The following is a 26,598-nucleotide window of genomic DNA, read 5'->3' on the forward strand; positions in this document are numbered from 1 at the left end:
CGATGGTACTGCAGGGGGGACCCTGTGGGAGAGTAGGACGCCGCCGAACTAATATTACGGAAAAGCCCCCGCACTTCGGTGCGGGGGCTTTTTTGTTTTTGTGGCAGGACTACCCGGAACCCTCCGCGCTGCGTGCGGATGCCTGAGGGTAGGGTCAGGGGGCAACGTTGGCTCGTTCCCACAGGAGGCCCGGGTGGAGGTCCAGGAGACCCGCGTCCAGACAGACCGGGTCCTCACCATCCCGAACATCCTCAGCATGGCGCGCCTCGCGGGCGTACCGCTCTTTCTGTGGCTGATCCTCAGGCCGGAGTTCGGTGGGCCCAACAGCGACGGCTGGGCGCTTCTGGTGCTCATGCTGAGCGGTATCAGCGACTATCTGGACGGCAAGCTCGCCCGGCGCTGGAACCAGATCAGCGGCCTCGGCCGGCTGCTGGACCCCGCGGCCGACCGCCTCTACATCCTCACGACCCTGCTCGGGCTCACCTGGCGCGAGATCCTGCCACTGTGGCTGACCAGTGTGCTGCTGGCGCGCGAGCTCGTCCTGCTCGTGATGGTGGGCATCCTCAGGCGGCACGGCTATCCGCCGCCGCAAGTGAACTTCCTCGGGAAGGCTGCAACGTTCAACTTGATGTACGCCTTCCCGTTGTTGCTGCTCAGTGACGGAAGTGGATGGCTTGCGTCACTCGCTGCTATTTTCGGATGGGCGTTCGCCGGATGGGGTACAACTCTGTATTGGTGGGCAGGGATCCTATACGTGGTTCAGGTCCGCCGCCTTGTTCGTGCGGACAACCATGGCCGACTGAGCCCGCCCAATGGGCGGCCGTAGAGGTCTCTGATGGCCCGCAACGAGAATGTGCGGGACAATCTGACGGGTGAAGTCGGCTAGACCGTCTCTTCAAGGAGGACGCTTCCGACATGAAGGCCGTCGTGATGGCAGGCGGCGAAGGCACACGCCTTCGCCCCATGACCTCAAGCATGCCCAAGCCGCTCCTGCCTGTGGCCAATCGCCCGATCATGGAGCACGTGCTACGGCTGCTCAAGCGGCATGGGCTCAACGAAACCGTCGTCACCGTCCAGTTCCTGGCCTCGCTGGTCAAGAACTACTTCGGTGACGGTGAAGAGCTCGGTATGGAGCTCACCTATGCCAACGAGGAGAAGCCACTCGGTACTGCCGGCAGTGTCAAGAACGCCGAAGAGGCACTGAAGGACGATACGTTCCTCGTGATCTCCGGCGATGCTCTGACCGACTTCGACCTCACCGACCTCATCAACTTCCACAAGGAAAAGGGTGGGCTGGTAACGGTCTGTCTGACCCGCGTTCCCAATCCCCTTGAATTCGGCATCACCATCGTCGACGACGAGGGAAAGGTCGAGCGCTTTCTTGAGAAGCCGACCTGGGGTCAGGTCTTCTCGGACACGGTGAATACCGGCATCTACGTCATGGAGCCCGAGGTCTTCGACTACGTCGAGGCCGACGTCTCCGTCGACTGGTCCGGCGATGTCTTCCCTCAGTTGATGAAGGAGGGCAAGCCGATCTACGGCTATGTCGCCGAGGGCTACTGGGAAGATGTCGGCACGCACGAGAGCTATGTGAAGGCGCAGGCCGATGTCCTGGAGGGCAAGGTCGACGTCGAGCTGGACGGCTTCGAGATATCGCCCGGAGTCTGGGTCGCCGAGGGCGCCGAGGTCCATCCCGACGCCGTACTGCGGGGGCCGCTCTACATCGGCGACTACGCCAAGGTCGAGGCCGGCGTCGAAATCCGCGAGCACACCGTGGTGGGCTCCAACGTCGTCGTGAAAACCGGCGCGTTCCTGCACAAGGCCGTACTGCACGACAACGTGTACATCGGCCAGCACAGCAATCTGCGTGGCTGTGTCATCGGCAAGAACACCGACATCATGCGGGCGGCTCGTATCGAGGACGGCGCCGTCATCGGGGACGAGTGCCTCGTCGGTGAGGAATCGATCGTCCAGGGCAACGTGCGGGTCTACCCGTTCAAGACCATCGAGGCCGGCGCCTTCGTCAATACATCGGTCATCTGGGAGTCCCGGGGCCAGGCCCATCTCTTCGGAGCCCGTGGAGTGACCGGGATCCTCAACGTGGAGATCACGCCCGAGCTGGCCGTGCGGCTGGCGGGGGCGTACGCGACGACCCTGAAGAAGGGGTCCACCGTCACGACGGCCCGTGACCACTCCAGAGGTGCCCGCGCGCTCAAGAGGGCGGTCATCTCCGCTCTGCAGGCCAGCGCCATGGACGTACGGGACCTGGAGAACGTACCGCTGCCGGTGGCGCGGCAGCAGACCGCGCGGGGCAGTGCCGGCGGAATCATGATCCGTACGACGCCCGGAGTTCCCGACTCGGTCGACATCATGTTCTTCGACGGGAACGGGGCGGACCTGTCCCAGGGAAGTCAGCGCAAGCTGGACCGGGTGTTCGCCCGGCAGGAGTACCGGCGTGCGTTCCCCGGTGAGATCGGGGATCTGCACTTCCCGGCCAGCGTCTTCGACTCGTACACCGGCTCCCTGCTCAGGAATGTCGATACGACCGGGATCGCCGACGCCGGGCTCAAGGTGGTCGTGGACGCGTCGAACGGCAGTGCCGGGCTGGTGCTGCCCAGCCTCCTGGGCAAGCTCGGGGTCGACGCGCTGACCATCAACCCGGGGCTCGACGAGTCGCGTCCCACCGAGACGGCGGACTCCCGTCGGTCCGGGATGGTCCGGCTCGGCGAGATCGTGGCCTCCGCGCGGGCCGCCTTCGGGGTGCGGTTCGACCCGGTGGGCGAGCGGCTGTCGCTAGTCGACGAGAAGGGCCGGATCATTGAGGACGACCGGGCGCTGCTCGTCCTGCTCGACCTGGTGGCGGCCGAACGGCGCAGCGGGCGCGTGGCGTTGCCGGTGACCACCACGAGGATCGCCGAGCAGGTGGCTGCGTACCACGGGACGCAGGTCGACTGGACGACGACGTCTCCGGACGATCTGACGCGCGTCGGACGCGAGGAGTCGACGATCTTCGGCGGTGACGGGCGCGGCGGGTTCATCGTGCCTGAGTTCAGCAGTGTGTTCGACGGTACGGCGGCCTTCGTCCGGCTCCTCGGTCTGGTGGCCCGGACGCAGCTCACGCTCAGTCAGATCGACGCGCGGATTCCGCGGGCCCATGTCCTCAAGCGCGATCTCGCGACTCCCTGGGCGGTCAAGGGGCTTGTGATGCGACGCGTGGTCGAAGCGGCCGGTGACCGGTTCGTCGACACGACCGACGGGGTGCGTGTCGTGGAGACCGACGGACGCTGGGTGATGGTTCTGCCCGATCCGGCGGAGGCAGTCACCCATCTGTGGGCCGAAGGGCCAGACGACGCCTCGGCGCAGGCACTGCTCGACGAGTGGTCGACGGTGGTGGACAGCGCCGGTAGCTGAGCAGTACACGCGCGTGCCGGACAGTGCCCCGGAAGGGGCCTGTCCGGCACGTCGGTGGGGCCGTTCGGAGCTACAGGTCGCGACGTGCGACGATGTGCGGCATGCCGCAGCAGCCCCCCGTTCGGAGCACCCCCACGCGCCCCTCGCGCCTGGACGCCTCCATGTCGCTGCTCACCAATGTCATGGACCACAGTCTTGACGAGGGGTACGCCGAGGCCGCTGCCCGGCGTAAGGCCGAGGGCACGGGCGGGATGCCCAAGAGGCTGTCGGCGAAGCTCGGTCTCGCGGCCGGTCTGGTACTCGCCGCGCTGCTGGTGACCGTGGGCGCGGCGCAGGCGCGGATAGCGGCTCCGGTCGTCGCCAAGGAGCGCGAGGAGCTCATCGACCGCATCGACAGCGAGACGTCGGCGGCCGAAGACCTTGAGGACGCCATCGACGAACTCCGCGACGATGTCGGGGCCCGGCAGCGTGAGGCGTTGAAGAAGCACGGCGGTGACCAGGGCGAGCTGGTGGGCATCCTGGCCGGAGCCCTCGAAGTGCACGGTCCCGGTGTGAAACTCGTCGTGGACGACGCGAAGGAAGCCGACCACGCCGGTGACGGGGACGCGCGTGAGACCTCGGGCTTCTCCGACACCGGGCGGGTACGCGACCGCGACATGCAGCGTGTCATCAACGGGCTGTGGGCGTCGGGCGCCGAGGCCGTCACGATCAACGGCCAGCGGCTGACGGCCCTGTCCGCGATCAGGGCGGCGGGTGACGCGATACTGGTCGACAACAAACCGCTGGTGCCGCCGTACACGGTGTTGGCCGTGGGGGACGGGGACCGGCTGCGCAGCACGTTCCAGAACAGCGGTGACGGGCAGTATCTGCAGGCTCTGCACGAGAACTTCGGGATCAGGACCAGTATCTCCGCCGAGGACGAGGTCCGGCTGCCCGCGGCACCGAGTGTGATCGTACGAACAGCGCAACCGAGTACAGAGAAAGGCACATCGTGATCGCCGTACTGGGCCTCGTTGTGGGAGTCGTGGCTGGGTTGTTGGTCCGGCCCGAGGTTCCGGCGATGGTCGAGCCCTATCTTCCGATCGCCGTCGTCGCGGCGCTCGACGCCGTGTTCGGAGGTCTGCGGGCGATGCTCGACGGCATCTTCGACGACAAGGTCTTCGTGGTGTCGTTCCTGTCCAACGTCGTGGTGGCCGCGCTGATCGTCTTCCTGGGTGACAAGTTGGGCGTGGGCGCCCAGTTGTCCACGGGTGTCGTGGTCGTCCTGGGCATTCGCATCTTCTCCAACGCCGCGGCGATCCGCCGGCACGTCTTCCGGGCGTGAGGCCGATGAGCAGCAACGACAAGACGCCGGGAACTCCCGACAACCCGCTGCGCGAGGAACTGCCCGAAGAGGTGCTGGCAAAGGCTCCGGAGAAGGCATCGGAGCCCGGTGCCGAGCGGGCGGAGCGGGAGCCGGGCAGGCCGGCCGGCCCCACCGGTCGTCAGCGGCTGGTGATGGGGCTGTGGCCGCCGCGGGTGTCCCGCGCGCAACTCATCGTCGCGCTGCTTCTGTTCGGCCTCGGATTCGGCCTCGCCGTCCAGGTCGCGTCCAACAGCGACAGCGACGGCGCCCTGCGCGGCGCACGCCAGGAGGACCTCGTACGCATCCTCGATGAACTCGACGACCGTACACAGCGTCTGGAAGAGGAGAAGCAGGGGCTGGAGGATCAGCGCACCGAGCTGGAGAACAGCTCGGACCAGGCCGAGGAGGCCCGCAAGCAGACGGTCGAGAAGGAGAAACAACTCGGCATCCTCGCGGGCACCGTGGCGGCGCAGGGCCCCGGCATCACACTGACGATCGACGACGGGAAGGGCACGGTCGAGGCCGACATGCTGCTCGACGCGATCCAGGAGCTCCGTGCGGCGGGCGCGGAGGCGATCCAGGTCAATGGCGTACGGATCGTCGCAGGCACCTATCTGACGGATGTGAGCGGGGGAGTCGCCGTGGACGGGAACAAGATCAGCTCCCCGTATCGTTTCAAGGTCATCGGCAAACCTCAGGACCTCGAACCGGCGCTCAACATCCCTGGCGGAGTGGTGCAGACTTTGGAGAAGGAGCAGGCCACTGTCACGGTGGAGCGCTCGGACAAGATCGTCGTGGACGCCTTGCGACCCGCCGAGCGACCTGACTACGCTCGGTCGTCCTCCCAGTGAACCGGGGGCGCTTGGGCGTGGCTCTCCGAGGGCATGAGCTTGCGGGGGGTCGACGCACCGAATGGGTGGTGCGTGGTGGAAACTGTCTGGTGGATACGGACGTTGTGAGGGTGTCCGGCTCGACCGGTGTGTGCAATCAGGGTTCGTCCTGCCCCACGGGCGGGTCTGTTTCGGTCAAGGGGAATCGCCCGTGAAGTTGTTTGCGAAGTTGTTCGGCAAGAGCGCACGAGAGGGCAGCGACAACGCCACTGCCCGGCATCGCGCACCGCGCCCCTCGGAAGCCGAGGAGCAGGGGGACCGTCCGCTGTTCCGGGACCAGGTCGGTGGGCCGCCCGGTGACATCTCCGGTGGTCAGGGCGCGCCGTCTGTTGACCCTGCCCAGTCGGGGCGCATAGGTTTCGGGGATCCGTCAACCTCAGGTGCGGGTGGAGGTTTCGGCTCCGACCCGTACGCGTCCAATACCCCGGCGGGGCAGCCGCAGCAGGAGGATCCGTCCATGTCGGCCCTGGTGTGTACGAGGTGCGGTAACCGCAATACGGAAGCGAGCCGCTTCTGCTCGAACTGCGGTGCGCCGTTGCGGGCCGGGGCGACCCCGGAGCGTCCGTCGGAGACCACTTCGACGATCTCCATCTCCGGTCTTGAGGCGTACGACGCCGAGGTCACCGGTCAGACGCAGATGCCGATGCTGTCTCCCGAGGCGCAGGCCGCCGTGGACGCCCTGCCGCTCGGCTCGGCGCTCCTGGTGGTGCGGCGGGGGCCCAACTCGGGCAGCCGCTTCCTGCTGGACGGCGATCTGACGACCGCCGGCCGTCATCCGCAGAGCGACATCTTCCTGGACGATGTGACCGTGTCGCGCCGCCATGTCGAGTTCCGCCGTGAGCCCGACGGTTCGTTCACGGTGGCGGACGTCGGAAGCCTCAACGGCACGTACGTCAACCGGGAGCGCATCGACCGGGTCCCCCTGTCGAACGGTGACGAGGTGCAGATCGGCAAGTACCGGCTGGTCTTCTACGCGAGCCAGCGGGGCATCTGACCCTCCCCCAGACTTTGTCCGGGGAGACCCCCAGGGAAGGTCCATGCTTCGAACACCGAGCGGCGGTGCCGGACACGGCGCCGCCGCCGCGGACCACGGGCTGATGAGCATCGGCACGGTATTGAACGTGCTGCGTGACGAATTCCCCGAGGTCACTGTCTCCAAGATTCGTTTTCTGGAGTCCGAGGGCCTCATCGAGCCGCAGCGCACCCCTTCGGGATACCGCAAGTTCAGCGAGGACGACGTCGAGCGCCTCGGACACGTCCTGAGGATGCAGCGGGACCACTATCTGCCCCTGAAGGTCATCCGTGAGCACCTGGACGCCATGGAGCGCGGGGAGGCGGCCCCGCTGCCCTCCGTGGGGCGTCAGCGCGACGGGGAGGCACCGAACGAGCCGGAGGGGCCCGTCGTCGCCCGCATCGGGCGGGCCGAGCTGCTGGCCGCCGCCGGGATCGGTGAGAAGGAGCTCGACGAGTGGGAGTCGTACGGGCTCATCACGCCGCTGCTGGACGGGGTGTACGACGCCGAAGCGGTGACGGTCGCGGGACTGGTCCTGGAGCTCGGGCGGTTCGGGATCGAGCCACGGCATCTGCGCGCCGTGAAAGCCGCCGCCGACCGTGAGGCCGGTCTGGTGGACCAGGTCGTGGCACCCCTGCGGCTCCACCGCAACCCGCAGACCAGGGCACACGCCCAGGCGCGTACCAAAGAGCTGGCGGGACTCGCGGTGAAGTTGCACGCCGCCCTGGTGCAGTCGGCCCTCGGGGTCCGTCTTCCCTGACCCGGCGACCCGCGCGGACGCAGGACGCGGAACGTGGGATAGGGCACCCATTCCGTGCTCGACTACCCAAAGGTGCCGGGCACGGCCTAGGGTTGCTGTGTGAACGAGCTCGACGTCGTAGGTGTCCGGGTCGAAATGCCCTCCAACCAACCGATCGTGCTCCTGCGTGAAGTGGGAGGCGACCGTTACCTCCCCATCTGGATCGGGCCGGGGGAGGCGACGGCGATCGCCTTCGCGCAGCAGGGCATGGCCCCCGCGCGACCGCTGACCCACGATCTGTTCAAGGACGTGCTGGAGGCCGTCGGCCAGGAGCTGACCGAAGTGCGCATCACGGACCTGCGGGAGGGCGTCTTCTACGCGGAACTGGTGTTCGCCAGTGGAGTCGAGGTCAGCGCGCGGCCGTCCGACGCCATAGCGCTGGCCCTGCGCACCGGGACACCCATCTACGGCAGCGACGGTGTCCTGGACGACGCCGGCATCGCGATCCCGGACGAGCAGGAGGACGAGGTGGAGAAGTTCCGCGAGTTCCTCGACCAGATCTCGCCCGAGGACTTCGGGACCAACAGTCAGTGACGGTGCGGGACACCGGTCGGTGACCCTCCGGGACCGTCGGACGACGGGCCGTGCGGCGGCCGTCCCGAGAGCATTCGGCTAGCCTTTCCCCGCGGTGGGGCACGGGAAACCACTCTTAGGGTGATTATCACCCGGCGTGGCGAGTGTGGCGATCGTTGACGAGCCCCTGGTGACTGCCTACCGTCGAGAAGGCAGGTCAAGGACGGAGGTCGGCGTGAGAAGCAGCGGCGACGGTACGGCTGGGGGTGCCCCCGGACGCGGTCTGGGGGACAGTGGCCCGTACCCGCTTCACAGCAGCGCGGCCGATCACGTACAGCGGCCGAAGGCGGTGCCGGGGGACGACGAGGTGGCGTCCGAGGAGATCGGTTATCGCGGGCCCACGGCCTGTGCGGCCGCGGGGATCACCTATCGGCAGTTGGACTACTGGGCCCGGACCGGGCTGGTCGAGCCGAGCGTGCGGCCCGCCCACGGGTCGGGGACGCAGCGGCTCTACAGCTTCCGGGACGTGGTCGTCCTGAAGATCGTCAAGCGGTTCCTCGACACGGGGGTCTCGCTGCAGAACATCCGCACCACGGTTCAGCACCTGAAGGAGCGGGGCTCCTGCGACCTGGAGCGGATGACGCTGATGAGCGACGGCGCGACGGTCTACGAGTGTTCCTCGTCCGACGAGGTCCACGCGCTGCTCCAGGGCGGCCAGGGCATCTTCGGCATCGCTGTGGGCGTGGTGTGGCGGGACGTGGAGAGCGCGCTCTCGCAGCTGCACGGAGAGCGTGTGGACACGGGTGAGACGCTCGTCGGGGCCAATCCGGCGGACGAGCTGGCTCGGCGCCGCAACCGGGCGGTCTGAGGCGCCACGGAGGGCGTGTCGGCGGTCCTGCTGCGCTTCATGGGCGGTGGGCCGGGGGATTGTCAGTGGCGTAGGGCAGCATCGGACATGTGAGAACCGCGCCCACGATCCTGCATCTCGACATGGATGCCTTCTTCGCCTCGGCCGAGCAGGCGTCCAAGCCGAGCCTGCGCGGGAAAGCGGTCGTCGTGGGCGGCCTCGGACCGCGTGGCGTGGTCTCCACCTGCTCGTACGAGGCGCGGGTCTTCGGGGTGCACTCGGCGATGCCCATGGCGCAGGCCCGCCGGCTGGCGCCGAACGCCGCGTACCTCGTACCGCGCTTCGGTCTCTACCGGCACATCAGCGAGCAGGTGATGGGGCTGCTGCGTGAGCTGTCGCCGCTGGTGGAGCCGCTGAGTCTGGACGAGGCGTTCGTGGACCTGGAGGCCGGGGAGACGGCCTGGGACGAGGGATCGGCGCTGCTGGCCGGGAGGAAGCTGCGCGACGACATCCGGGCCGTCACGGGGCTGACCGGGTCCGTGGGGCTTGCGGCCTGCAAGATGCTCGCGAAGATCGCCTCGGAGCAGGCCAAGCCGGACGGACTCGTACTGATAGAACCGGGCACCGAGCGGGCGCTGCTCGCACCGATGCCGGTACGCATCCTGCCGGGTGTGGGGCCGGCCACGGGCGACCACCTGCGGCGGGGCGGCATCAGCACGGTCGGGGAGATCGCGGAGGCGGGCGAGGACGAGCTGGTACGACTCCTGGGGAAGTCCCACGGCCTCGCCCTGTACGCCATGGCGCTGGCCCGCGACGAGCGTCCCGTGGTGGCCGAGCGGGACACCAAGTCGGTGTCCGTCGAGGACACGTACGACGTGGACATCCACGACCGGGTACGCGTGCGCATGGAGGTGCAGCGGCTTGCGGACCGGTGCGTCCAGCGGCTGCGGGGCGCGCGTCTTTCCGGGCGGACCATCGTGTTGAAGGTGCGGCGGTACGACTTCTCCACGCTGACGCGGTCCGAGACGTTGCGGGGGCCGACGGACGACACGGCCGTGGTGCGGGAGGCTGCCGCGCGGCTGCTGGAGGCGGTGGACACCACGGGGGGTGTGCGGTTGCTGGGGGTCGGGGTGACCGGGCTTGCCGACTACACGCAGGAGGATCTCTTCGCGCAGGCCCAGGCCCAGGCCCAGGCTGAGGCTGCGGCCGAGGCGCAGGCCGGTGCCGCGGGGGAGTCGGAGGTGCTCGGGCCGGAGTCGGCGGAGGAGGTGGCTGCGGAGCCGGAGCCGTCGGCTGAGCGGCAGTGGCGGGCGGGGCACGATGTTCGGCATGCCGAGTTCGGGCACGGGTGGGTGCAGGGGAGTGGGCTGGGCCGGGTGACTGTGCGGTTCGAGACGCCGGATTCCTTGCCGGGGCGGGTGAAGACGTTTCGGGTCGATGATCCTGGGCTGGAGAGGGCGGAGCCGTTGCCTCTGGTTGGGCCTGTGCGTTTGCCTGCGGCGCTTGGGGAGGGTGAGGGGGTGGGGTGAGGGGGTGCGTTTGTGGGTGCGGGTTCGTTGTGGCTGGTTGCGCCGTTCCCCGCGCCCCTGAAGGGCAAAGGATTGCGCCGTTCCCCGCGCCCCTCAGGACGAAAGGTTGCGCCGTTCCCCGCGCCCGCCCCTGAAGGGCAGTAGATCGCGCCGTTCCCCGCGCCTCTGGGAAGGCGAATGGTTGCGCCGTTCCCCTTGCCCTGGGGGTAGGGGTGTCAGGTGGGGTCTTCTGTGGTGGCCAGGTGGCCGAAGTTGCTGTCCGGGAAGGGGGGTGGGGGGGATACGTCCAAGCCGTAGTGGTGGTAGAGCTGCAGTTCTTGTTCGGGGGAGAGGTGGCGGCCTACGCCGAAGTCGGGGGCGTCCCTGACCAGGGAGCGTTCGAAGGGGACGTGCAGGGATTCGCCGACCACCTTGCTGGGCTCCAGGGGGACGAAGGCGTCCCGGCTGAACAGGCCGGTGCGTATGGCCGCCCATTCCGGTGCGCCGGTAGCGTCGTCGAGGTAGACCTCGTCGACGGTGCCGATCCTCGTGCCGTTGCGGTCGAACGCCTTGCGGCCTATCAGGTTGCGCGGATCGATGTCGGTCTGCACGGGCCCTCCAGCTGCTCGCAACTCATCCGTAAGCACTACGAAAGAGCACTTTGAGGTGGGCGGCCACTTGAGGGAACCCCGCTGGTAGGCTGGGCGACGGCTGCTGACCCCGTGCGGGAGAGTCCTCCAGGCTTCAACGGAGGCGCCGAAGGAGCAAATCCTCCCCGGAATCTCTCAGGCACACGTACCGCATGGACGAGGTCACTCTGGAAAGCAGAGCGGTGTTCGAGTTTTCGACGGGCTCCGCTCTCACCGACGGTGAAAGCCGGTGCGCCTTCGCGGCGAGCCGGTGAAGCTCTCAGGTTGAGATGACAGAGGGGGAGGCCGTTCGGGCACCCACATCGTGGTGCCCCTCGAAGGTCGTCAGACCAGGAGGCCTCCGCAATGACCGCCCAACGTATTCCGCTCTCCGAGCTCGAACAGGGAATCCCCTTCGAGCAGCGTCACATCGGGCCCGACTCCGAGGCCCGCGCCAAGATGCTCGCTCAGGTGGGGTACGGCTCGCTCGACGAGCTGACGGCCGCCGCGGTGCCGGATGTGATCAAGAACGCCGACGCGCTCGAACTGCCGGGTGCGCGCACTGAGGCCGAAGTGCAGGCCGAGCTGCGTTCCCTCGCGGATCGCAACCAGGTGCTGGGTTCGATGATCGGGCTCGGTTATTACGGGACGTTCACGCCGCCCGTCATTCTGCGCAATGTCATGGAAAGTCCTGCCTGGTACACGGCCTACACGCCGTATCAGCCGGAGATCTCGCAGGGGCGCCTTGAGGCCCTGCTGAACTTCCAGACCGTGGTCGCCGAGCTGACCGGACTGCCGACCTCCGGGGCCTCGCTGCTCGACGAGAGCACGGCGGCCGCCGAGGCCATGGCGCTGTCCCGGCGCATGGGGAAGAACAAGAAGGGCCTCTTCCTCATCGACGCGGACACCATGCCGCAGACCGTCGCCGTGATCCGGACCCGTGCCGAGCCCACCGGTGTCGAGGTCGTCGTCGCCGACCTGAGCGACGGCATCCCCACCGAGTTGGCCGGGCGCGAGATCAACGGCGTACTCCTGCAGTACCCCGGTGCCTCCGGTGCCGTGCGGGACCTGAAGCCCGTCATCGAGCAGGCGCACGAGCTGGGCGCGGTCGTGACCGTCGCCGCCGACCTGCTCGCTTTGACGCTGCTCACCTCGCCCGGCGAGCTGGGCGCCGACATCGCCGTCGGTACGACACAGCGCTTCGGGGTGCCGATGGGTTTCGGCGGGCCGCACGCCGGATACATGGCCGTCCGCGAGAAGTTCGCGCGCAGCCTGCCCGGGCGGCTCGTCGGCGTCTCGGTCGATGCGGACGGCAACAAGGCGTACCGCCTGGCCCTGCAGACGCGGGAGCAGCACATCCGCCGTGAGAAGGCGACCAGCAACATCTGCACGGCCCAGGTGCTGCTCGCGGTGATGGCGGGGATGTACGCCGTCTACCACGGTCCCGAGGGTCTGAAGGGCATCGCTCGGCGCACTCACCGGTACGCCACGATCCTTGCCGCCGGACTGCGGGCGGGCGGGGTCGGGGTCGTCCACGAGGCGTACTTCGACACCCTCACCGTGCGGGTGCCGGGCCGGGCCGCCGAGATCCTCGCAGCCGCCCGCCAGGGCGGGGTCAACCTCCACCTGGTGGACGCGGACCACCTGTACCTGTCCTGCGACGAGACGACCACGCGGGCCCAACTGGGCGTCGTCTGGTCGGCGTTCGGCGTCGACGCCGATGTGGCCGCGCTGGACGGGACCGCCGAGGACACGCTGCCGGCGCCGCTGCTGCGCACCGACGAGTACCTCACGCACCCGGTCTTCCACCAGTACCGCTCCGAGACCGCGATGCTGCGCTACCTGCGCCGCCTCGCGGACCGCGACTACGCGCTCGACCGGGGCATGATCCCGCTCGGCTCGTGCACCATGAAGCTCAACGCGACCACCGAGATGGAGCCGGTCACCTGGCCCGAGTTCGGACAGCTGCACCCCTTCGCGCCCGCCGAGCAGGCGCAGGGGTACCTCACGCTCATCCGTGAGCTGGAGGAGCGGCTCGCCGAGGTGACGGGCTACGACAACGTGTCGCTCCAGCCCAACGCCGGTTCGCAGGGCGAGCTGGCCGGTCTGCTGGCCGTCCGCGGATACCACCGGGCCAACGGCGACGAGCAGCGCACGGTCTGCCTCATCCCGTCGTCCGCGCACGGCACGAACGCCGCCAGTGCGGTGATGGCCGGGATGAAGGTCGTCGTCGTGAAGACCGCCGAGGACGGCGAGATCGACGTCGAGGACCTGCGGGCCAAGATCGAGCAGCACCGTGACGAGCTGTCCGTGCTCATGATCACGTACCCCTCGACCCATGGCGTGTTCGAGGAGCACGTCGCCGACATCTGCGCGCGGGTGCACGAGGCGGGCGGGCAGGTCTACGTGGACGGCGCCAACCTCAACGCGCTGGTGGGGCTCGCCAAGCCGGGGCACTTCGGCGGCGACGTCTCGCACCTCAACCTGCACAAGACCTTCTGCATCCCGCACGGCGGCGGCGGGCCTGGCGTCGGCCCGGTCGGCGTGCGCGCGCACCTGGCGCCGTATCTGCCGAACCACCCGCTGCAGCCCGCCGCGGGGCCGGAGACGGGCGTGGGCCCGGTCTCCGCGGCTCCCTGGGGTTCCGCGGGCATCCTGCCCATCTCGTGGGCGTACGTCAGGCTCATGGGCGGGGAGGGGCTCAAGCGGGCCACCCAGGTCGCCGTGCTGAGCGCCAACTACGTGGCCAAGCGCCTGGAACCGCACTTCCCGGTCCTCTACACCGGTCCCGGCGGGCTTGTGGCGCACGAGTGCATCATCGACCTGCGCCCGCTCACCAAGGCGACCGGTGTGAGCGTCGACGACGTCGCCAAGCGCCTCATCGACTACGGGTTCCACGCGCCGACGATGTCGTTCCCGGTGGCCGGCACGCTGATGATCGAGCCCACCGAGAGCGAGGACCTGGCCGAACTCGACCGGTTCTGCGACGCGATGATCGCCGTTCGCGCGGAGATCGAGAAGGTCGGCTCGGGGGAGTGGGCGGCGGACGACAACCCGCTGCGCAACGCCCCGCACACGGCGGGCGCGCTCGGCGACACGTGGGAGCACGGGTACAGCCGCGAGGAGGCCGTGTTCCCGGCCGGGGTCTCGGCCGCCGACAAGTACTGGCCGCCGGTGCGACGGATCGACCAGGCGTACGGCGACCGGAACCTGGTCTGTTCCTGCCCGCCGCTGGACGCCTACGAGGACTAGTCGCGCCCGGGCATGCGTCGGGGCCGGTTCCGGGGATGTTTCCCGGGGCCGGCCCCTCTTTGTTTCGGTGCTCTCGGCTCGCTTCCGGACGGCCTGCCCGCCGTTCGTTTCCGCCGTCCGTGCCGTGCCGTTCAGGCGGCGGTCATCACATCAAGGGCCAGAGGCCGGTGCGGCGCGATGATCCGGCCGTCCGGCAGGAGCTCACCGGTGTCCTCGAAGAGCAGGACGCCGTTGCACAGCAGGCTCCATCCCTGTTCCGGGTGGTGCGCCACGAGGAGCGCTGCTTCCCGGTCGGCGGAGTCGGCTGTCGGGCACGGTCGCTGGTGCTGGCACATTGATGGGATCTTTCGCTTCGGTGTGAGGTCGGTGTTCGATGTGTTGTCTGTTTCGCGGCTCGAACTGGCGTCCATTGCCGCCCCCCCCGTTTGTCAGATGGTCCGGAACCCAGTGTTGCCCTATGGGCGTCAATCCGCAGGGATTTGGCGCCAGCGCTCCTCACAGGTTGATGACGCATCACCCGTGCGGACGGTTCATCCCAACTGGGGTGTCCCTTCGGGTGGTTCGCAATGGTCGGATGGGGCTAGTCCGAACGGACAGGAAGTGCGCTGCGTCCTGCACGTGTCACTCCGAGCGACGTCCTCCTCATGTTCGTGCCCCGCCCTCCTTGTCGGCCGGTGCGCACAGCGATGTGCCCCGCGACCGGGTGATGGCCGCGGGGCAGTGGAACCAAGGTGCGCTCAGGCGGGTGAGCCGAGCAGTGGGGTGGCCGCGGGTGCCAGCCGGTGGGTCAGTACGGGCAGCAGTTCGGCCACGCGGTGCGGGCGGTGGGCGGCGATACCGGGCGGGGCGGGTGCCAGTGGCACCAACAGGTCGGTGGCGGCGAGGTGCCCCTTCGTTCCGTCGGCGGCGAGGTCGCCGTGCAGCCAGAGTGTGAGCATGTAGAGCTCGGGTACTGAGAGCAGACGCGGCTGGTACGACCCCGGCATCGTCTCCGCCTGGCGCAGGGCTCGCTCGGTGGCGGTGACGTACGGGCCCTCGAAGAAGTGGGAGAAGGCCCAGCCGTCGGGGGTCAGCCTGGTTTCCGCCGCCGCCACCGCGCGTTCGTGGCAGCGGATCAGGAAGCGCCATCCGGCGAGCCGGGTGGCCGAGGTGCCCGCCGTGCTGATGCGGTCGAGTACGTGGACGGGCAGCGGGAGTTCGGCTGTGAGGGGTCCCTGGGTGTCGCGGAGGGACGGGGTACGGGCTTCACGGACCGCGGTCGGGGAACCGAGGGCCGTGAGGACGGTGCGCAATGCCGGCGCGGGAGCCGGAGGGACGTGCAGCGGCATGGTGGGTCGCCTCTCATTCGACAGGCATGGTGGCGCGGGGGCGGGGGCGGACGGCGCTGTCAGCTCTCGGGGTCAAAGGGGCGGGGGCATAGGACCTGTCGCCGAAGTGATGCCTGCCGCGCGGTGTCCGGCACGCGTGCTCGCCGAGTCGCCGAAAGGCTCCGATAGCTCCGCTACAAGATTCTTCCGGCGACTTTGCGATCGCACGCACAGGACGCCGCACGGGCCGCCCTTCGGGTCAACGCCGTCACCTCGACGACAGGCCCTGCGACCACGAGCGCCAACGCTCTGCCTCGTTCGCGGAGTTTATACGACACGTGTTCAGGCCGTGTTTCAGCTACCTGTTCCGCGCATTCGGCGCAAGAGACAATCAGGTCGTCGATACGTGTGTTTGGTCCTGGTTCTCGGCGGGTACCCGTCGATGACCTCGGAATACTCTTCCGCGGTGGACGGCCGATTCTCGTCGGCGTTTTTCACGACAGGTCGACAGTCAAGAAAAGTGGGGCGCCTCATGCCTAGTGAATGTGCCTGACGGGAATTGAGTTCAGAGTAGTGCCCGGGGGGCAGGTCCGGGGCGTTATCGATCACATTGCCTGGGCATCATCCCCCGTGACCCGGGACACCAGCGGCCGGTTCTTGGGGCGGCCCAGTCGAGGAGGGAAGCTTCGATGGGGGAGAAGGTCGTGGCGGGGACGATCGGTCTGTCCGACCGCCGACGGTACCGAGAAAAGCTTCAGCAGTGCCTTGAGGGGCTGGCGCGGTTGCTGGCGGAGGAGCGGTTCGACCGTCCTAAAAACCTCATGGGCCTGGAGATCGAGCTGAATCTCGCAGGCCCCGACGGCATGCCGAGAATGATGAATGCGCAAGTGCTCGAACGTATCGCCAGTCGTGATTTCCAAACAGAACTCGCCATGTTCAACCTGGAAGTCAACATTGCGCCCCACCGGCTTGAGGGCCGGGTATTCGACCGGCTCGCCGAGGAACTGCGCACCTCTCTCGCATACGCCCACAGGAAGGCGAACGAGGTCGATGCCGGAATCGTGATGATCGGTATTCTGCCGACCCTCGCCCGTGACGACCTGGTCTCCGCGAACCTTTCGGACGTGGACCGTTACACCCTGCTCAACGAGCAGATCGTCGCGGCCCGCGGTGAGGACTTCACCCTGGACATCGAGGGCGTGGAACGGCTCAAGTGCACCTCGGCGTCCATCGCGCCCGAAGCGGCCTGTACGTCTGTGCAGTTGCATCTGCAGGTCACACCGGACCGGTTCGCCGACGTGTGGAACGCCGCGCAGATCGCGGCCGCGGCACAGATCGTCGTGGGCGCCAACTCGCCGTTCCTCTTCGGCCGTGAGCTGTGGCGCGAGTCCCGGCCGCCGCTGTTCCAGCAGTCCACCGACACGCGCCCGCCGGAACTCCAGGCGCAGGGGGTGCGGCCGCGCACCTGGTTCGGCGAACGGTGGATCTCCTCGGCGTACGACCTCTTCGAGGAGAACCTGCGTTTCTTCCCTCCCCTGTTGCCGCTGCGGGACGAGGAGGATCCGATGCGCGTCCTCGACGAGGGCGGCATCCCGAGCCTCGCCGAACTCGTGCTCCACAACGGCACCGTCTACCGCTGGAACCGCCCGGTGTACGGCATCGACGGCGGCGTCCCGCATCTGCGGGTCGAGAACCGTGTGCTGCCCGCGGGCCCCACGGTGATCGACGTCGTCGCCAACACGGTCTTCTACTACGGGCTCGTGCGCGCCCTCGCCGCGGAGACCCGGCCAATCTGGACGCGGCTGCCCTTCGAGGCCGCGGCCACCAACTTCGACCAGGCCTGCCGGTACGGCATCGACGCGCAGCTTGAGTGGCCGCGGGGCGGCAGGTACGGCGGGGTCACGCGCGTGCCCGGGGTGCAACTGGTGCGCGACGAGCTGCTGCCCCTCGCGGCGGCGGGGCTGGACGCGTGGGGCATCGAGCCGGCCGACCGGGACCTCTACCTCGGGGTGATCGAGGAGCGGTGCAAGCGGCGGGTCAACGGCGCTTCCTGGCAGTCCCGTACGTTCCACAAGGCCCTGGAGAGCAACATGGGGCGGGATGCCGCGCTGGCCGCCACGACGAGGCGGTACAGCGAGCTGATGCGCCTCGGTGAGCCGGTGCACACCTGGCCGGTGGGGCTGCGGGAGCCGGCGGTGCCGCTGGGGTGAGGCCGATGGGGGTGAGGGCGGTGGGGGTGAGGGCGGTTCAGCCCGTGTTGCCCGCCTTCACCACGGCCTTCAGGATCACCGCGTGGATCTGGGACGGGTCGGTGACCAGGTGTCCCGAGCCGCCGGTCGCCTCGGCGATCTCGTTCAGTTCCTTCTTGTCGGCGTCCGGGCCCACGGCGATCGCGATCAGGGGCACCGGACGCTCCGGATCGGCGAGCTTGCGGAGTTCGGCGACCAGGCCGGCGCGCGAGATGCTCCCGGGGTCCTGGTTCACCCCGTCGGTCAGCAGCACGAGGGCGTTGAACTTGCCCTTCGTGTAGGAGGCCGCGGCCGCCTTGTACGCGGCCAGCGTGGTGTCGTACAGGCCGGTCGCGCCGTCCTTGACCGGCTTGAGGTCGCTGAAGGCCGCCGACAGCCGCTCGCGTTGCGTGTCGCCGCCCACCTGGTCGCCGAGCCGGTCGGTGGGTACGAGGACGCGGTAGTCGCGTTTGCCGTCGATCCTCCTGGAGAACTTCCACAGCCCGATCTCGTCCTCAGGAGTGAACGTGGCCAGGGCTTGGAGCAGCGCCGCCTTGGTCACGTCCATCCGGGACTCGCTGGTGCCCGGCACCGCGTCCGACATGGACGAGGAAGCGTCGACGACCGTGGTGAGGCGGGCACTCTGCACCGTGATGGTCCACATGCCGAGCGCTTCCTCGATCTCCTTGTCCGTCGCCGGCTTCTCGGGCACCTCCCGGTACGGCTGCGGGGCACGGCCGCCGGCTTCGGCCACCAGCGCGGCCGGGATCTCGTCCTCGTCCGTACGGAAGCCGTGCTTCTCCAATATCCTGCGTCCGTCGCTCTCACCGAGCAGCGTCATGAACCGCAGCGCGGCCCGGCTCTCGTCCGTGGTCAGGCTGGGCTCGTCGACCAGGGCGAACGGATGGTCCAGCCGGGGCGCGCCGTCCTTCGGATAGAAGAGGTCGAGATCGTCGCCGCTGTCCGCCGACTCGTTGTACGCGAACGCGGCCTGCTCGGAGAGGATCAGCGCCTGGTTGCGCTTCGGGTTGCCCTGCTCGGTGCCGGAGAGGTCGCGCGGCAGGGTGTCCAGGACCTGGCCGTCGCTGTCGGAGGTGCGCTGCGAGAGGGCCTTGGCGGTGGCCGCCGCCAAGGTGTCGCCGCCCTTGGACCTGCCCGCCGTCTGCGCCAGCTGGGTCAGCGCGAGCAGCCCCGTGGCGCTGCGCGAGGGGTCGCCCGCGCCGAGCTTCAGACGGTCGCTCGTCATGGTGACGCCGGCCAGCTCGGTCCAGGAGTACGTCTTCTCCGGCCAGCCGAGGGACTTCGCGGCCGACGGGACCATGGCGACACCGATGGGTGAGGAGGCGACATTGCCCGCCGGTGTCACCGAGAGCGACTGGTTGTCCGCGACGACCCTGTCCACCCACACGCCCGAGTCCGGCACCCACGCCTCGAAGTCGCTCGCGCTCTTCCGCTTGGACCGGAGGGCGTCGGCGAACTTGTAGGTGTCCTGGGCGGTCACACGGACGTCGAGGCAGCTGCCGTCGGACGTCACGTCGTTGTCCCGGGCGTAGTCGGCCGCGTCCTTGAGCGCGGGCGCGATGCCGGGAGCCGCGGCGATCCTCAGCCGTACGGTGCTGTCCCAGCAGGACGAGCCGAAGGAGAGCAGACCGCCGTCGATCGCGGCGACGGTCCCGCCGGCCAGGATCGTCACCAGGGCGGTCGCGAGCGCCACATTGCGGTGCCGCGGCCGTGACCGGGGGCCGGTGCCGCCTCTGCGCAACCCGTCGGGCAAGCTGTGACGTCCCATGGCGGTGGTGCCCCTCCCTGATCGAGCCCGGAGCCGGTGAAACGGTGAAATGGCCGAATGGTATGGCACTAGGGAAGTGCACCCCACATGGCGTCCGTCCCTTGACGGCCTGTCACGCCCGATCTTCGCAACTTCTTTCGAGACCCTAGCGGGGCGAAGATGGAGATGAGGCGGGATTACGTAACTGGAGGCATGAGTGCAGGTGGGGCAGGAGCCGGTGGCTGATTCTTTTGCCGAGGGACAGCCCGGGCGGCGGATTCTCCGTGACGAGACGCTGCTCGTACTGGGAGTCTCGCTCGGGGCCAGCGGGGTCTCGGCGCTGATCAGCTTCGTGGGCTCGGTCACCAGGCCGGGAGGCCTGAAGGACCAGGCGGCCACGCTCAACGCCTCGGCCGCCCCGGGCCGTCCCTGGCTCGATCTGGCCTGGCAGCTGTTCGGGATCACGTCCGCGCTGGTGCCGGTCGCCCTGGTCGCGCACTTCCTGATCCGTGAGGGCCAGGGGCTGCGCACACTCGGGTTCGACCGCACGCGCCCGTGGTTCGACCTCGCCCGCGGAGCGGGGATCGCCGCCGTCATCGGCAGCACGGGCATCGCCTTCTACCTGGCCGCGCGCGGGCTCGGGTTCAACCTCACCGTGGTGCCGGAGGCACTGCCCGAGGTGTGGTGGAAGTACCCGGTGCTGATCCTCTCCGCGCTGCAGAACTCGATCCTGGAAGAGGTCATCGTCGTCGGGTACCTGCTGCGCCGCCTCGGCCAGCTGGGCTGGACCCCGGTCACCGCCCTGGTGGCCAGCTCGGTGCTGCGCGGCTCGTACCACCTCTACCAGGGCATCGGCGGGTTCATCGGCAACATGGTGATGGGCGTGGTCTTCGTCTGCCTCTACCGCCGGTGGGGGCGGATCGGGCCGCTGGTGGTCGCCCACTCGCTCCTCGACATCGGGGCGTTCGTGGGGTACGCGCTGCTGGCGGGGAAGGTCGGGTGGCTGCCCACCGCGTGAGCGGAGAGTGGGCCCATGCAGGGCACGCGGCCCGTGTGGGGCACGCGAAGGGGCGTACGGATGAGCCGTACGCCCCTTCGTCCGTTCCGCGGGTGATTCGCGCTGCTCACACGAGCAGGTCGCCCTCGATCACGGTGACCGCGCGGCCCGAGAGCAGGGTGCGGTCCCCCCGGAGTTCCGTACGGACGCGCCCGGAGCGGGCCGAGGCCTGGAGGCCGGTGAGTACGGTCCGGCCCAGGCGCTCGGACCAGAACGGGGCGAGGGCCGTGTGGGCGCTGCCGGTCACCGGATCCTCGTCGATGCCGATGTTCGGGAAGAAGCAGCGGGACACGAAGTCGTAGCCCCGGGAGGGGTCTTGGGCACGGGCCGTGGCGATGATGCCGCGCTCGGAGTAGCGACCCAGGGCCGCGGTGTCCGGCTTGAGGCCCAGGACCGTCTCCTCGTCGGCGAGTTCGATGAGCAGGTCGCCGATGTCCGGGCCGGTGTCACGGGTGGTGAGGGGCTCGGCGCCCAGGGCCTCGGCCACGCCCGCCGGGGTCTCGACCGCGGTGAGCGGGGCGGTCGGGAAGTCCAGCGTGATGGAGCCGTCGTCCCCCGGGGTCGCGATGAGCACGCCGCTCCTCGTCGCGAACCGTACGGGCCCCCGTACGGCTCCTGTGGTGACCAGCACATGAGCGGTGGCGAGTGTCGCGTGGCCGCACAACGCGACCTCGGCGGCCGGGGTGAACCAGCGAAGCGCCCAGTCGGCATCGCCTCCTGCCGGGAGGGGGTGGGCGAAGGCCGTCTCGGCGTGGTTGACCTCCAGGGCCACGTTCTGCAGCCAGGCGTCGTCCGGGAAGGACGCCGAGGCGTCGAGGAGGAGGACCCCGGCCGGGTTGCCGGCGAAGGGGCGGTCGGTGAAGGCGTCGACGATACGAATCCGCATGAGCCGGACGGTAGGCGCTGTTCTGGGGCGTGCGCCAAGGCCAATTCGGAGCGGGCGGCTCTCTTCTGCGGTCTTCCTCGCGGTCTTCCTGTCGGCCTTGTGGCGGTCTGCTGTCGGTATGGTCTTGCCGGGCGAGCTATTCCGATATATCGTTGACGCATCGCGACAGATCAACGATGGAATGGAGTGATTGCGATGCGTTCCCATGGAGAGGAATACGGACCGGGCTTCGGCCCCGGTCACGGGCATGGCCGTGGACGCGGCCGGGGTGGCCCCGGCGGTCCTGGCGGTCCCGGTGAGGGCGGCTTCGAAGGCCGGCGTGGGGCTTTCGGTCCCTTCGGGCCCGGCTTCGGTGGTCCCGGCTTCGGCCCGGGCCCCTGGGGCGGGCGCGGAGGCCGGGGCGGACCGCGCGGCAGGGCGCGGCGCGGTGATGTGCGCGCGTCGATCCTGGCCCTGCTCAAGGACCGGCCCATGCACGGCTACGAGATGATCCAGGAGATCGCCGAGCGCAGCGGCGGAGCGTGGAAGCCCAGCCCCGGCTCGGTGTACCCCACCCTGCAGTTGCTGGAGGACGAAGGTCTGATCAGCAGTGCGACCGAGGGCGGCAAGAAGCTGTTCTCGCTGACCGAGGAGGGTCGGGCCGCGGCCGACGAGGGCCCGGAAGCGCCCTGGGAGGACGCGGGGCGCGGGGTCGACTGGGAGGCGCTGAGCGACATCAGGCAGGCCGGCTTCGGTCTGATGGAGGCGTTCGGGCAGGTCTGGAAGACCGGCAGCAAGGAGCAGCGCGAGAAGGCGCTGGCCGTCATCAACGAATCACGCAAGAAGCTGTATCTGATCCTCGCCGACGAGGACTGATGGCGCACCCGGCCGAACGGGCCGTGGCGAGGGGGGTACCTCGACTTCGAGGTACCCCCCTGTGGATGGAGGACCGAGTGGGGGCTGCGTGCGTGTGGAAATGTGTGTGGGGGTGGCGGGGGGTCCTTCAGGAGACGAGCCCGCTCAGTTTGCGCAGGGACTCGTTGAGGGCCGCTGTCGCCGAGTCCTTGAGCTTGCCCGCCATCAGTGAGACGGCGGCGCCCGTGAACTCGCCGTCGATCCGGACCGTGGTGGCTTCCCCTTCCGGGATCAGGGTGTAGCGCGTGGCGACCGTCACGGACATGGGTCCCTTGCCGCGGATCGCGAGCGTGCGGGCCGTCTCCAGTTCCTCGATGGTCCAGTTGACCTCCGCGGGAAAGCCCATGAGCCTCATGTTCTCCTCGAAGGTGCCGCCGACTTCGAGGGTCTCGGGTCCGCCCTTGGGGAAGCTGGTGTGCGTGGAGTTCCACTCGCCGTACGAGGAGAAGTCCGTGAGCTGCGCCCAGACCTTCTCGGCGGGTGCCTCGATCCGTGCTTCCGCGCTGACTTCGGCCATGCGGCCACCCCTCGTCTCGGGCGCTGCGCCGGGCGCAGCTGGCTACGGTGTCGCGGAACGTAGCCGTAGAGACGTGAACATTCAATACTGATGAACCGTCAGGGAGCGACGGCTTTGTTGCGCCGTGCGGTGGCGGGGGGTCGGCCCGTCCGCCATGTCATCGCCGCGTCGAACAGGTCCCACGCGCGCGGGAAGGGCCCTTCGTCGTGGCAGTGCCACGCCTCCCGGAACAGGTCGGCGAGCAGCGCGTCCTCGGGCGCGTAGACCCGGTACACGTACTGTCTGCCGTCCACCGACGGCAGTGCCACCAGCCAGCACCTGCTCTCCATGCCCGTGTGGACGAGCGCCGGAGCGACACGGTTGAGCCAGGGGCGCGGAGCGAAGCGGCGCGCGCTGCTGCGGGGAAAACAGCGCGATGTCATCCGTAAGGAGGAGGAGCCGGACACCGGTGCCCACCCTGTGTCGGACGCGGAAATGCTTCCTTACGAGGATGACCGGATGCCGGCGGGCTGATGAGGTGGGAGATGTGCAACACCGTGTTTCCCACAGCCCCCACCAGCAGGCCGCCGAGCGCGGCCCGGTGGGCCCCGACGCCGAGGCCCACCTCAGTGCCGAGCTGGCGGCGATGGTCGCGAGTGCGCGCAGAAGGGCGTCGCGGGACGGTGACCGGCAGATCGACACGGCCCACCTGCTGCACACGCTCCTGGAGTCGGACCCGAAGGTGCGCGAGGCCTTCGAGAGCGGCCCGCAGGTCGCCCGGCTGCTCGGCTACCTCGTCCAGCGCAGCATCGGCTACGGGCTCCGCTGGCAGAGTTCCGTCGAGGACTCCGGTGCCGTACCGACGGTTACCGGTGACGGATGGTCGCCGGTGGCGGCCGGCGTCATGGCGGCAGCGTACGAACGTGCCGTGCGGCGGGGTGACCCGTTCGCGGACGGCGTCGACCTGCTCGCCGCACTCGCCACCGAACCCGAGTCGCGAGCCGTCGAAGTGCTGGGACGCGCGGGGGTCGATGTGCGGGAGTTGCTGGTGCGCCTCGACGGTGTGGCGCAGCGGGGCCGGGATCTCGAAACCTGAGTCCGAGCCGCTCGCGGGCCCGGCGCGTCCAGGCGTGCGTACGTCCAGTCGTGCGCACGTCCAGTCGTTGAGACAGGTGTCAACGGGGGTGAAGCTCATGTCGTCGCCTGTCATCATGGGCCGGTGCATACGTCAGCAATCAGTGCGGGCAACCGTGGCAGAGGCGGCAGAGGCGTCGGGCTGGGGCTCGCGCTCGGATCGGCGGTCGCCTTCGGGGGTTCCGGCGTCGCCGCCAAACCGTTGATCGAGGCAGGCCTGGACCCCCTGCACGTGGTGTGGCTGCGCGTCGCGGGTGCCGCGCTGTTCATGCTGCCGCTGGCCGTACGCCACCGGAACCTGGTGCGTGAGCGCCCCGCGCTGCTCGCGGGGTTCGGACTGCTGGCCGTCGCCGGTGTCCAGGCCTGCTACTTCGCCTCCATCTCCCGGATACCCGTCGGCGTCGCACTGCTCGTCGAGTACCTCGCGCCCGCGCTGGTCCTCGGCTGGGTGCGGTTCGTGCAGCGCCGGCCCGTCACCCGTGCCGCTGCCCTCGGGGTCGTCCTGGCCGTCGGCGGTCTCGCCTGTGTCGTCGAAGTGTGGGCGGGGCTGAGTTTCGACGCCCTCGGACTGCTGCTGGCGCTCGGCGCCGCGTGCTGCCAGGTCGGTTACTTCGTCCTGTCCGACCAGGGCGGCGACGCGGGGGAGGAGGCGCCGGCCCCGCTCGGCGTCATCGCGTACGGGCTGCTCGTCGGCGCGCTCGTCCTGACGCTCGTGGCGCGGCCGTGGGGCATGGACTGGTCGGTCCTCGGGGGTGGAGCGGACATGGACGGGACGACCGTGGCTGCTTCGCTGCTCCTGGGGTGGATCGTGTTGATCGCGACGGTCGTCGCCTACGTGACCGGCGTCCTCGCGGTGCGCAGACTCTCGCCGCAGGTGGCCGGAGTCGTGGCGTGCCTGGAGGCGGTCATCGCGACGGTGCTCGCCTGGGTCCTGCTCGGGGAGCATCTCTCGGCGCCCCAGATCATCGGCGGAGCGGTGGTGCTGTGCGGTGCCTTCATCGCGCAGACGTCCGCGCCCGCCAAGGGGTCGCAGGCTCCGGTGGCACACGGCGTGTATGGCTCGGACGGCCCGGACGGCTCGGACGGCCCGGACGGCGTCGATAGGGAGCGGCTGTCCGGGCGGGGTGCCGCCGGCTAGAAGCAGTGCCGTGCGGCTCCGGCCGGGCTGTTAAAAAGCATGGTGACCACCCGTGTGGGCCCACCCCTGTAGGGCCCACACGGCACGGTCGAACGCGAGGGAGGCCCGGTGCCGGACCCGGTGTCAGGCCCGGCGCCGCCTCGACAGGTGTGCTCGTGCCGCCGCGTCCCGGGGGCCATCTCTCGCGGACAGTTCGGCGGCGACGCGGTCCTGGACTTCCTCCGTACGGTGATTCGCGTACTTGTATTTCGCCCGTACGCCGGTCACTTCGAGTCGGAGGCCTCGGATTCCGGGCAGGAGGCGGCCGTACGGGTCCTCTCCGACGGCGGTTGTGGCCGAACCGCCCTCCGGCTGGAAGTGGCCGACCTGGCGGTTGAGCAGCTCGGCCTTACCGGCGGGGTCGTCCACCACCCGCGCGGTGCAGCGGAGCTGGACCGCCGCGTAGAAACTCGTCGGGGTGCCGTGCTCGGACGGGGTACCGGGTGGTGCCTGCCAGGGGCCGGGGACGTACACGTAGTCGTCGACCACGCTCAGGGTCACGACCGGGTCGGCCAGGAGGGCGGGCCACAGCGGGTTCGGCCGGGCGAGATGGGTGAGCACTTCGCCGCGGTCGGGGTCGTGGACGAAGTGGAGCGGTTGGACGTGCGGCGGCTCACCGGGGAGGCCGTTCACCGCGAGCTGCCCGAAGTCGTGGACGGCCAGCCACTGTTGCCACTCGGGGTCGTCGTGGGGCGCGTCCCAGGGATGTATGAGCATCAAAGGGTCGTCAGGTAGTCCGGGACCTCGATGCCCGGGGCCAGGTCGTCGGCGGGCACGGGGGCTCCGTACGTCGTGCGCACGGGGAGGACTCCGGTCCAGTGGGGCAGGCCGAGGTCCTCGGGCTCGTCGTTCGGGCCGCCGGTGCGCAGCTTGGCGGAGACCTCGTCGAGGTCCAGTCGCAGTACGGAGGTCGCGGCCAGTTCCTTGGCGTTGGCGGCGCGGGAGTCGTACGAGCGGCCGGGCACCACGTGGTCGACCAGCGCGTCCAGGGCCTGCCGCTTCTCCTCCGGGTCCGTCACCTGGCGGGCCACGCCGTGCACCACCACCGACCGGTAGTTGATCGAGTGGTGGAAGGCCGAGCGGGCCAGCACGAGCCCGTCCACGTGGGTGACCGTGAGGCAGACCGGCAGACCCGGGTGGGCCTGCCCCGCCATCCGCAGCGGGCGCGAACCGGTCGAGCCGTGCACGTAGAGCCGCTCGCCCACCCGTCCGTACAGCGTGGGCAGCACGACGGGCGCTCCGTCGCGGACGAACCCGAGGTGGCAGACGTACCCCTCGTCGAGGACCGCGTGCACCATCTCGTGGTCGTACGCGGCGCGGTCCCGGGAGCGGGTGGGGATCGTGCGGTCGGTCGGGGTGTAGGTGGCGGGGCGCGGGGCGGCCGTCTCCGTCATGGTGCTCTCCAGGTGGGCGTCGTCGGTGCTCGCAGGTGTGCGCCGAGTGCG

Annotated in this window: 25 protein-coding genes and 1 riboswitch; of the genes, 16 read left to right on the top strand and 9 right to left on the bottom strand. The window is 69.2% G+C overall.

Going from position 1 to position 26,598, the window contains the following annotated elements; all coding sequences use genetic code 11:
- The first annotated feature begins 193 nt into the window (after nt 1–193).
- The 10 genes from ACIOKD_RS21880 (at nt 194) to ACIOKD_RS21925 (ending at nt 10,346) form a co-directional block, all read left to right on the top strand.
- A complete protein-coding gene (locus ACIOKD_RS21880) occupies nt 194–826 on the top strand; it encodes a CDP-alcohol phosphatidyltransferase family protein (protein ID WP_402086441.1) in 633 nt (210 codons plus the stop codon).
- Between the two features lie 89 nt (nt 827–915).
- A complete protein-coding gene (locus ACIOKD_RS21885) occupies nt 916–3,411 on the top strand; it encodes a sugar phosphate nucleotidyltransferase (RefSeq protein ID WP_402086444.1) in 2,496 nt (831 codons plus the stop codon).
- Between the two features lie 92 nt (nt 3,412–3,503).
- Nucleotides 3,504–4,406, top strand: coding sequence for a DUF881 domain-containing protein (locus ACIOKD_RS21890; RefSeq protein ID WP_402086445.1), 903 nt, complete (start codon nt 3,504–3,506; stop codon nt 4,404–4,406).
- Nucleotides 4,403–4,735, top strand: coding sequence for a small basic family protein (locus tag ACIOKD_RS21895; RefSeq protein WP_046587749.1), 333 nt, complete (start codon nt 4,403–4,405; stop codon nt 4,733–4,735). The genes ACIOKD_RS21890 and ACIOKD_RS21895 overlap by 4 nt, the downstream gene beginning before the upstream one ends.
- 5 nt (nt 4,736–4,740) lie before the next feature.
- Entirely contained in the window at nt 4,741–5,607 is an 867-nt protein-coding gene (locus ACIOKD_RS21900) for a DUF881 domain-containing protein (protein ID WP_402086449.1), read from the top strand.
- A 61-nt stretch (nt 5,608–5,668) separates the two neighbouring features.
- The gene (locus tag ACIOKD_RS21905; RefSeq protein ID WP_402086452.1) at nt 5,669–6,640 is read left to right on the top strand and encodes an FHA domain-containing protein; all 972 of its coding nucleotides are present in this window, start codon (nt 5,669–5,671) and stop codon (nt 6,638–6,640) included.
- Between the two features lie 43 nt (nt 6,641–6,683).
- The gene (locus tag ACIOKD_RS21910; protein WP_402086455.1) at nt 6,684–7,418 is read left to right on the top strand and encodes a MerR family transcriptional regulator; all 735 of its coding nucleotides are present in this window, start codon (nt 6,684–6,686) and stop codon (nt 7,416–7,418) included.
- A gap of 99 nt (nt 7,419–7,517) precedes the next feature.
- Complete coding sequence (locus tag ACIOKD_RS21915; protein ID WP_006123076.1) at nt 7,518–7,991, top strand: bifunctional nuclease family protein; 474 nt, start codon at nt 7,518–7,520, stop codon at nt 7,989–7,991.
- A 214-nt stretch (nt 7,992–8,205) separates the two neighbouring features.
- Complete coding sequence (locus ACIOKD_RS21920; protein WP_402086458.1) at nt 8,206–8,838, top strand: MerR family transcriptional regulator; 633 nt, start codon at nt 8,206–8,208, stop codon at nt 8,836–8,838.
- Nucleotides 8,839–8,927: 89 nt separating this feature from the next.
- Nucleotides 8,928–10,346 carry a DNA polymerase IV gene (locus ACIOKD_RS21925; RefSeq protein ID WP_402086461.1) on the top strand — a complete coding sequence of 473 codons (1,419 nt, stop codon included), beginning with the start codon at nt 8,928–8,930 and terminating at the stop codon, nt 10,344–10,346.
- A 215-nt stretch (nt 10,347–10,561) separates the two neighbouring features.
- Here the strand turns inward: ACIOKD_RS21925 and ACIOKD_RS21930 are convergent, their stop codons facing one another.
- Complete coding sequence (locus tag ACIOKD_RS21930) at nt 10,562–10,936, bottom strand: PRC-barrel domain-containing protein (protein ID WP_402086462.1); 375 nt, start codon at nt 10,934–10,936, stop codon at nt 10,562–10,564.
- 104 nt (nt 10,937–11,040) lie between these two features.
- Nucleotides 11,041–11,136: riboswitch (glycine riboswitch) on the top strand.
- A 184-nt stretch (nt 11,137–11,320) separates the two neighbouring features.
- On the opposite strand from ACIOKD_RS21930, the gene gcvP reads away from it, so the two are divergent.
- Entirely contained in the window at nt 11,321–14,206 is a 2,886-nt protein-coding gene (gene gcvP / locus ACIOKD_RS21935; RefSeq protein WP_402086465.1) for an aminomethyl-transferring glycine dehydrogenase, read from the top strand.
- 131 nt (nt 14,207–14,337) lie between these two features.
- Here the strand turns inward: gcvP and ACIOKD_RS21940 are convergent, their stop codons facing one another.
- Nucleotides 14,338–14,541, bottom strand: a complete 204-nt coding sequence (locus ACIOKD_RS21940) for a DUF5999 family protein (RefSeq protein ID WP_107018633.1) — start codon at nt 14,539–14,541, stop codon at nt 14,338–14,340.
- 402 nt (nt 14,542–14,943) lie between these two features.
- Nucleotides 14,944–15,534, bottom strand: coding sequence for a hypothetical protein (locus tag ACIOKD_RS21945; protein WP_402086468.1), 591 nt, complete (start codon nt 15,532–15,534; stop codon nt 14,944–14,946).
- A gap of 668 nt (nt 15,535–16,202) precedes the next feature.
- On the opposite strand from ACIOKD_RS21945, the gene ACIOKD_RS21950 reads away from it, so the two are divergent.
- Nucleotides 16,203–17,723, top strand: a complete 1,521-nt coding sequence (locus ACIOKD_RS21950; RefSeq protein ID WP_402086471.1) for a glutamate--cysteine ligase — start codon at nt 16,203–16,205, stop codon at nt 17,721–17,723.
- Nucleotides 17,724–17,760: 37 nt separating this feature from the next.
- Here ACIOKD_RS21950 and ACIOKD_RS21955 read toward each other — a convergent pair whose 3' ends face one another.
- On the bottom strand, nt 17,761–19,530 hold the full coding sequence (locus tag ACIOKD_RS21955) for a substrate-binding domain-containing protein (protein WP_402086474.1): 1,770 nt from the start codon (nt 19,528–19,530) through the stop codon (nt 17,761–17,763).
- A gap of 196 nt (nt 19,531–19,726) precedes the next feature.
- On the opposite strand from ACIOKD_RS21955, the gene ACIOKD_RS21960 reads away from it, so the two are divergent.
- A complete protein-coding gene (locus tag ACIOKD_RS21960; RefSeq protein WP_402086477.1) occupies nt 19,727–20,527 on the top strand; it encodes a CPBP family intramembrane glutamic endopeptidase in 801 nt (266 codons plus the stop codon).
- Between the two features lie 106 nt (nt 20,528–20,633).
- Here ACIOKD_RS21960 and ACIOKD_RS21965 read toward each other — a convergent pair whose 3' ends face one another.
- Nucleotides 20,634–21,452, bottom strand: a complete 819-nt coding sequence (locus tag ACIOKD_RS21965; RefSeq protein WP_402086480.1) for a PhzF family phenazine biosynthesis protein — start codon at nt 21,450–21,452, stop codon at nt 20,634–20,636.
- 195 nt (nt 21,453–21,647) lie between these two features.
- Between ACIOKD_RS21965 and ACIOKD_RS21970 the strand changes: the two genes are divergently transcribed.
- Nucleotides 21,648–22,307 carry a PadR family transcriptional regulator gene (locus tag ACIOKD_RS21970; protein ID WP_398295437.1) on the top strand — a complete coding sequence of 220 codons (660 nt, stop codon included), beginning with the start codon at nt 21,648–21,650 and terminating at the stop codon, nt 22,305–22,307.
- A gap of 127 nt (nt 22,308–22,434) precedes the next feature.
- Here the strand turns inward: ACIOKD_RS21970 and ACIOKD_RS21975 are convergent, their stop codons facing one another.
- Together ACIOKD_RS21975 and ACIOKD_RS21980 are read right to left on the bottom strand one after the other, a co-directional pair.
- Nucleotides 22,435–22,863, bottom strand: coding sequence for an SRPBCC family protein (locus tag ACIOKD_RS21975; protein WP_402086482.1), 429 nt, complete (start codon nt 22,861–22,863; stop codon nt 22,435–22,437).
- Nucleotides 22,864–22,961: 98 nt separating this feature from the next.
- Nucleotides 22,962–23,192, bottom strand: a complete 231-nt coding sequence (locus tag ACIOKD_RS21980) for a hypothetical protein (protein WP_402087005.1) — start codon at nt 23,190–23,192, stop codon at nt 22,962–22,964.
- A 197-nt stretch (nt 23,193–23,389) separates the two neighbouring features.
- On the opposite strand from ACIOKD_RS21980, the gene ACIOKD_RS21985 reads away from it, so the two are divergent.
- Nucleotides 23,390–23,938, top strand: a complete 549-nt coding sequence (locus ACIOKD_RS21985; RefSeq protein ID WP_402086485.1) for a Clp protease N-terminal domain-containing protein — start codon at nt 23,390–23,392, stop codon at nt 23,936–23,938.
- Between the two features lie 123 nt (nt 23,939–24,061).
- Entirely contained in the window at nt 24,062–25,114 is a 1,053-nt protein-coding gene (locus ACIOKD_RS21990; protein ID WP_402086488.1) for an EamA family transporter, read from the top strand.
- 123 nt (nt 25,115–25,237) lie between these two features.
- Here ACIOKD_RS21990 and ACIOKD_RS21995 read toward each other — a convergent pair whose 3' ends face one another.
- Nucleotides 25,238–25,870, bottom strand: a complete 633-nt coding sequence (locus ACIOKD_RS21995; RefSeq protein ID WP_402086490.1) for an FMN-binding negative transcriptional regulator — start codon at nt 25,868–25,870, stop codon at nt 25,238–25,240.
- A complete protein-coding gene (locus ACIOKD_RS22000) occupies nt 25,870–26,547 on the bottom strand; it encodes a pyridoxamine 5'-phosphate oxidase family protein (protein WP_402086492.1) in 678 nt (225 codons plus the stop codon). Before ACIOKD_RS22000 ends, ACIOKD_RS21995 begins: the two co-directional genes overlap by 1 nt.
- Between the last annotated feature and the right edge of the window lie 51 nt (nt 26,548–26,598).

This window comes from Streptomyces sp. NPDC087844 (genome assembly GCF_044742785.1).
GTDB lineage: Bacteria > Actinomycetota > Actinomycetes > Streptomycetales > Streptomycetaceae > Streptomyces.

Excerpts from the sequence above, each read along its gene's own strand:
- ACIOKD_RS21885 (WP_402086444.1), top strand. The coding sequence starts at position 916 with ATGAAGGCCGTCGTGATGGCAGGCGGCGAAGGCACACGCCTTCGCCCC.
- ACIOKD_RS21890 (WP_402086445.1), top strand. The coding sequence starts at position 3,504 with ATGTGCGGCATGCCGCAGCAGCCCCCCGTTCGGAGCACCCCCACGCGC.
- ACIOKD_RS21900 (WP_402086449.1), top strand. The coding sequence starts at position 4,741 with ATGAGCAGCAACGACAAGACGCCGGGAACTCCCGACAACCCGCTGCGC.
- ACIOKD_RS21905 (WP_402086452.1), top strand. The coding sequence starts at position 5,669 with ATGGGTGGTGCGTGGTGGAAACTGTCTGGTGGATACGGACGTTGTGAG.
- ACIOKD_RS21910 (WP_402086455.1), top strand. The coding sequence starts at position 6,684 with ATGCTTCGAACACCGAGCGGCGGTGCCGGACACGGCGCCGCCGCCGCG.
- gcvP (WP_402086465.1), top strand. The coding sequence starts at position 11,321 with ATGACCGCCCAACGTATTCCGCTCTCCGAGCTCGAACAGGGAATCCCC.
- ACIOKD_RS21940 (WP_107018633.1), bottom strand. The coding sequence starts at position 14,541 with ATGTGCCAGCACCAGCGACCGTGCCCGACAGCCGACTCCGCCGACCGG.
- ACIOKD_RS21945 (WP_402086468.1), bottom strand. The coding sequence starts at position 15,534 with ATGCCGCTGCACGTCCCTCCGGCTCCCGCGCCGGCATTGCGCACCGTC.
- ACIOKD_RS21950 (WP_402086471.1), top strand. The coding sequence starts at position 16,203 with ATGGGGGAGAAGGTCGTGGCGGGGACGATCGGTCTGTCCGACCGCCGA.
- ACIOKD_RS21955 (WP_402086474.1), bottom strand. The coding sequence starts at position 19,530 with ATGGGACGTCACAGCTTGCCCGACGGGTTGCGCAGAGGCGGCACCGGC.
- ACIOKD_RS21965 (WP_402086480.1), bottom strand. The coding sequence starts at position 21,452 with ATGCGGATTCGTATCGTCGACGCCTTCACCGACCGCCCCTTCGCCGGC.
- ACIOKD_RS21970 (WP_398295437.1), top strand. The coding sequence starts at position 21,648 with ATGCGTTCCCATGGAGAGGAATACGGACCGGGCTTCGGCCCCGGTCAC.
- ACIOKD_RS21975 (WP_402086482.1), bottom strand. The coding sequence starts at position 22,863 with ATGGCCGAAGTCAGCGCGGAAGCACGGATCGAGGCACCCGCCGAGAAG.
- ACIOKD_RS21980 (WP_402087005.1), bottom strand. The coding sequence starts at position 23,192 with ATGGAGAGCAGGTGCTGGCTGGTGGCACTGCCGTCGGTGGACGGCAGA.
- ACIOKD_RS21995 (WP_402086490.1), bottom strand. The coding sequence starts at position 25,870 with ATGCTCATACATCCCTGGGACGCGCCCCACGACGACCCCGAGTGGCAA.
- ACIOKD_RS22000 (WP_402086492.1), bottom strand. The coding sequence starts at position 26,547 with ATGACGGAGACGGCCGCCCCGCGCCCCGCCACCTACACCCCGACCGAC.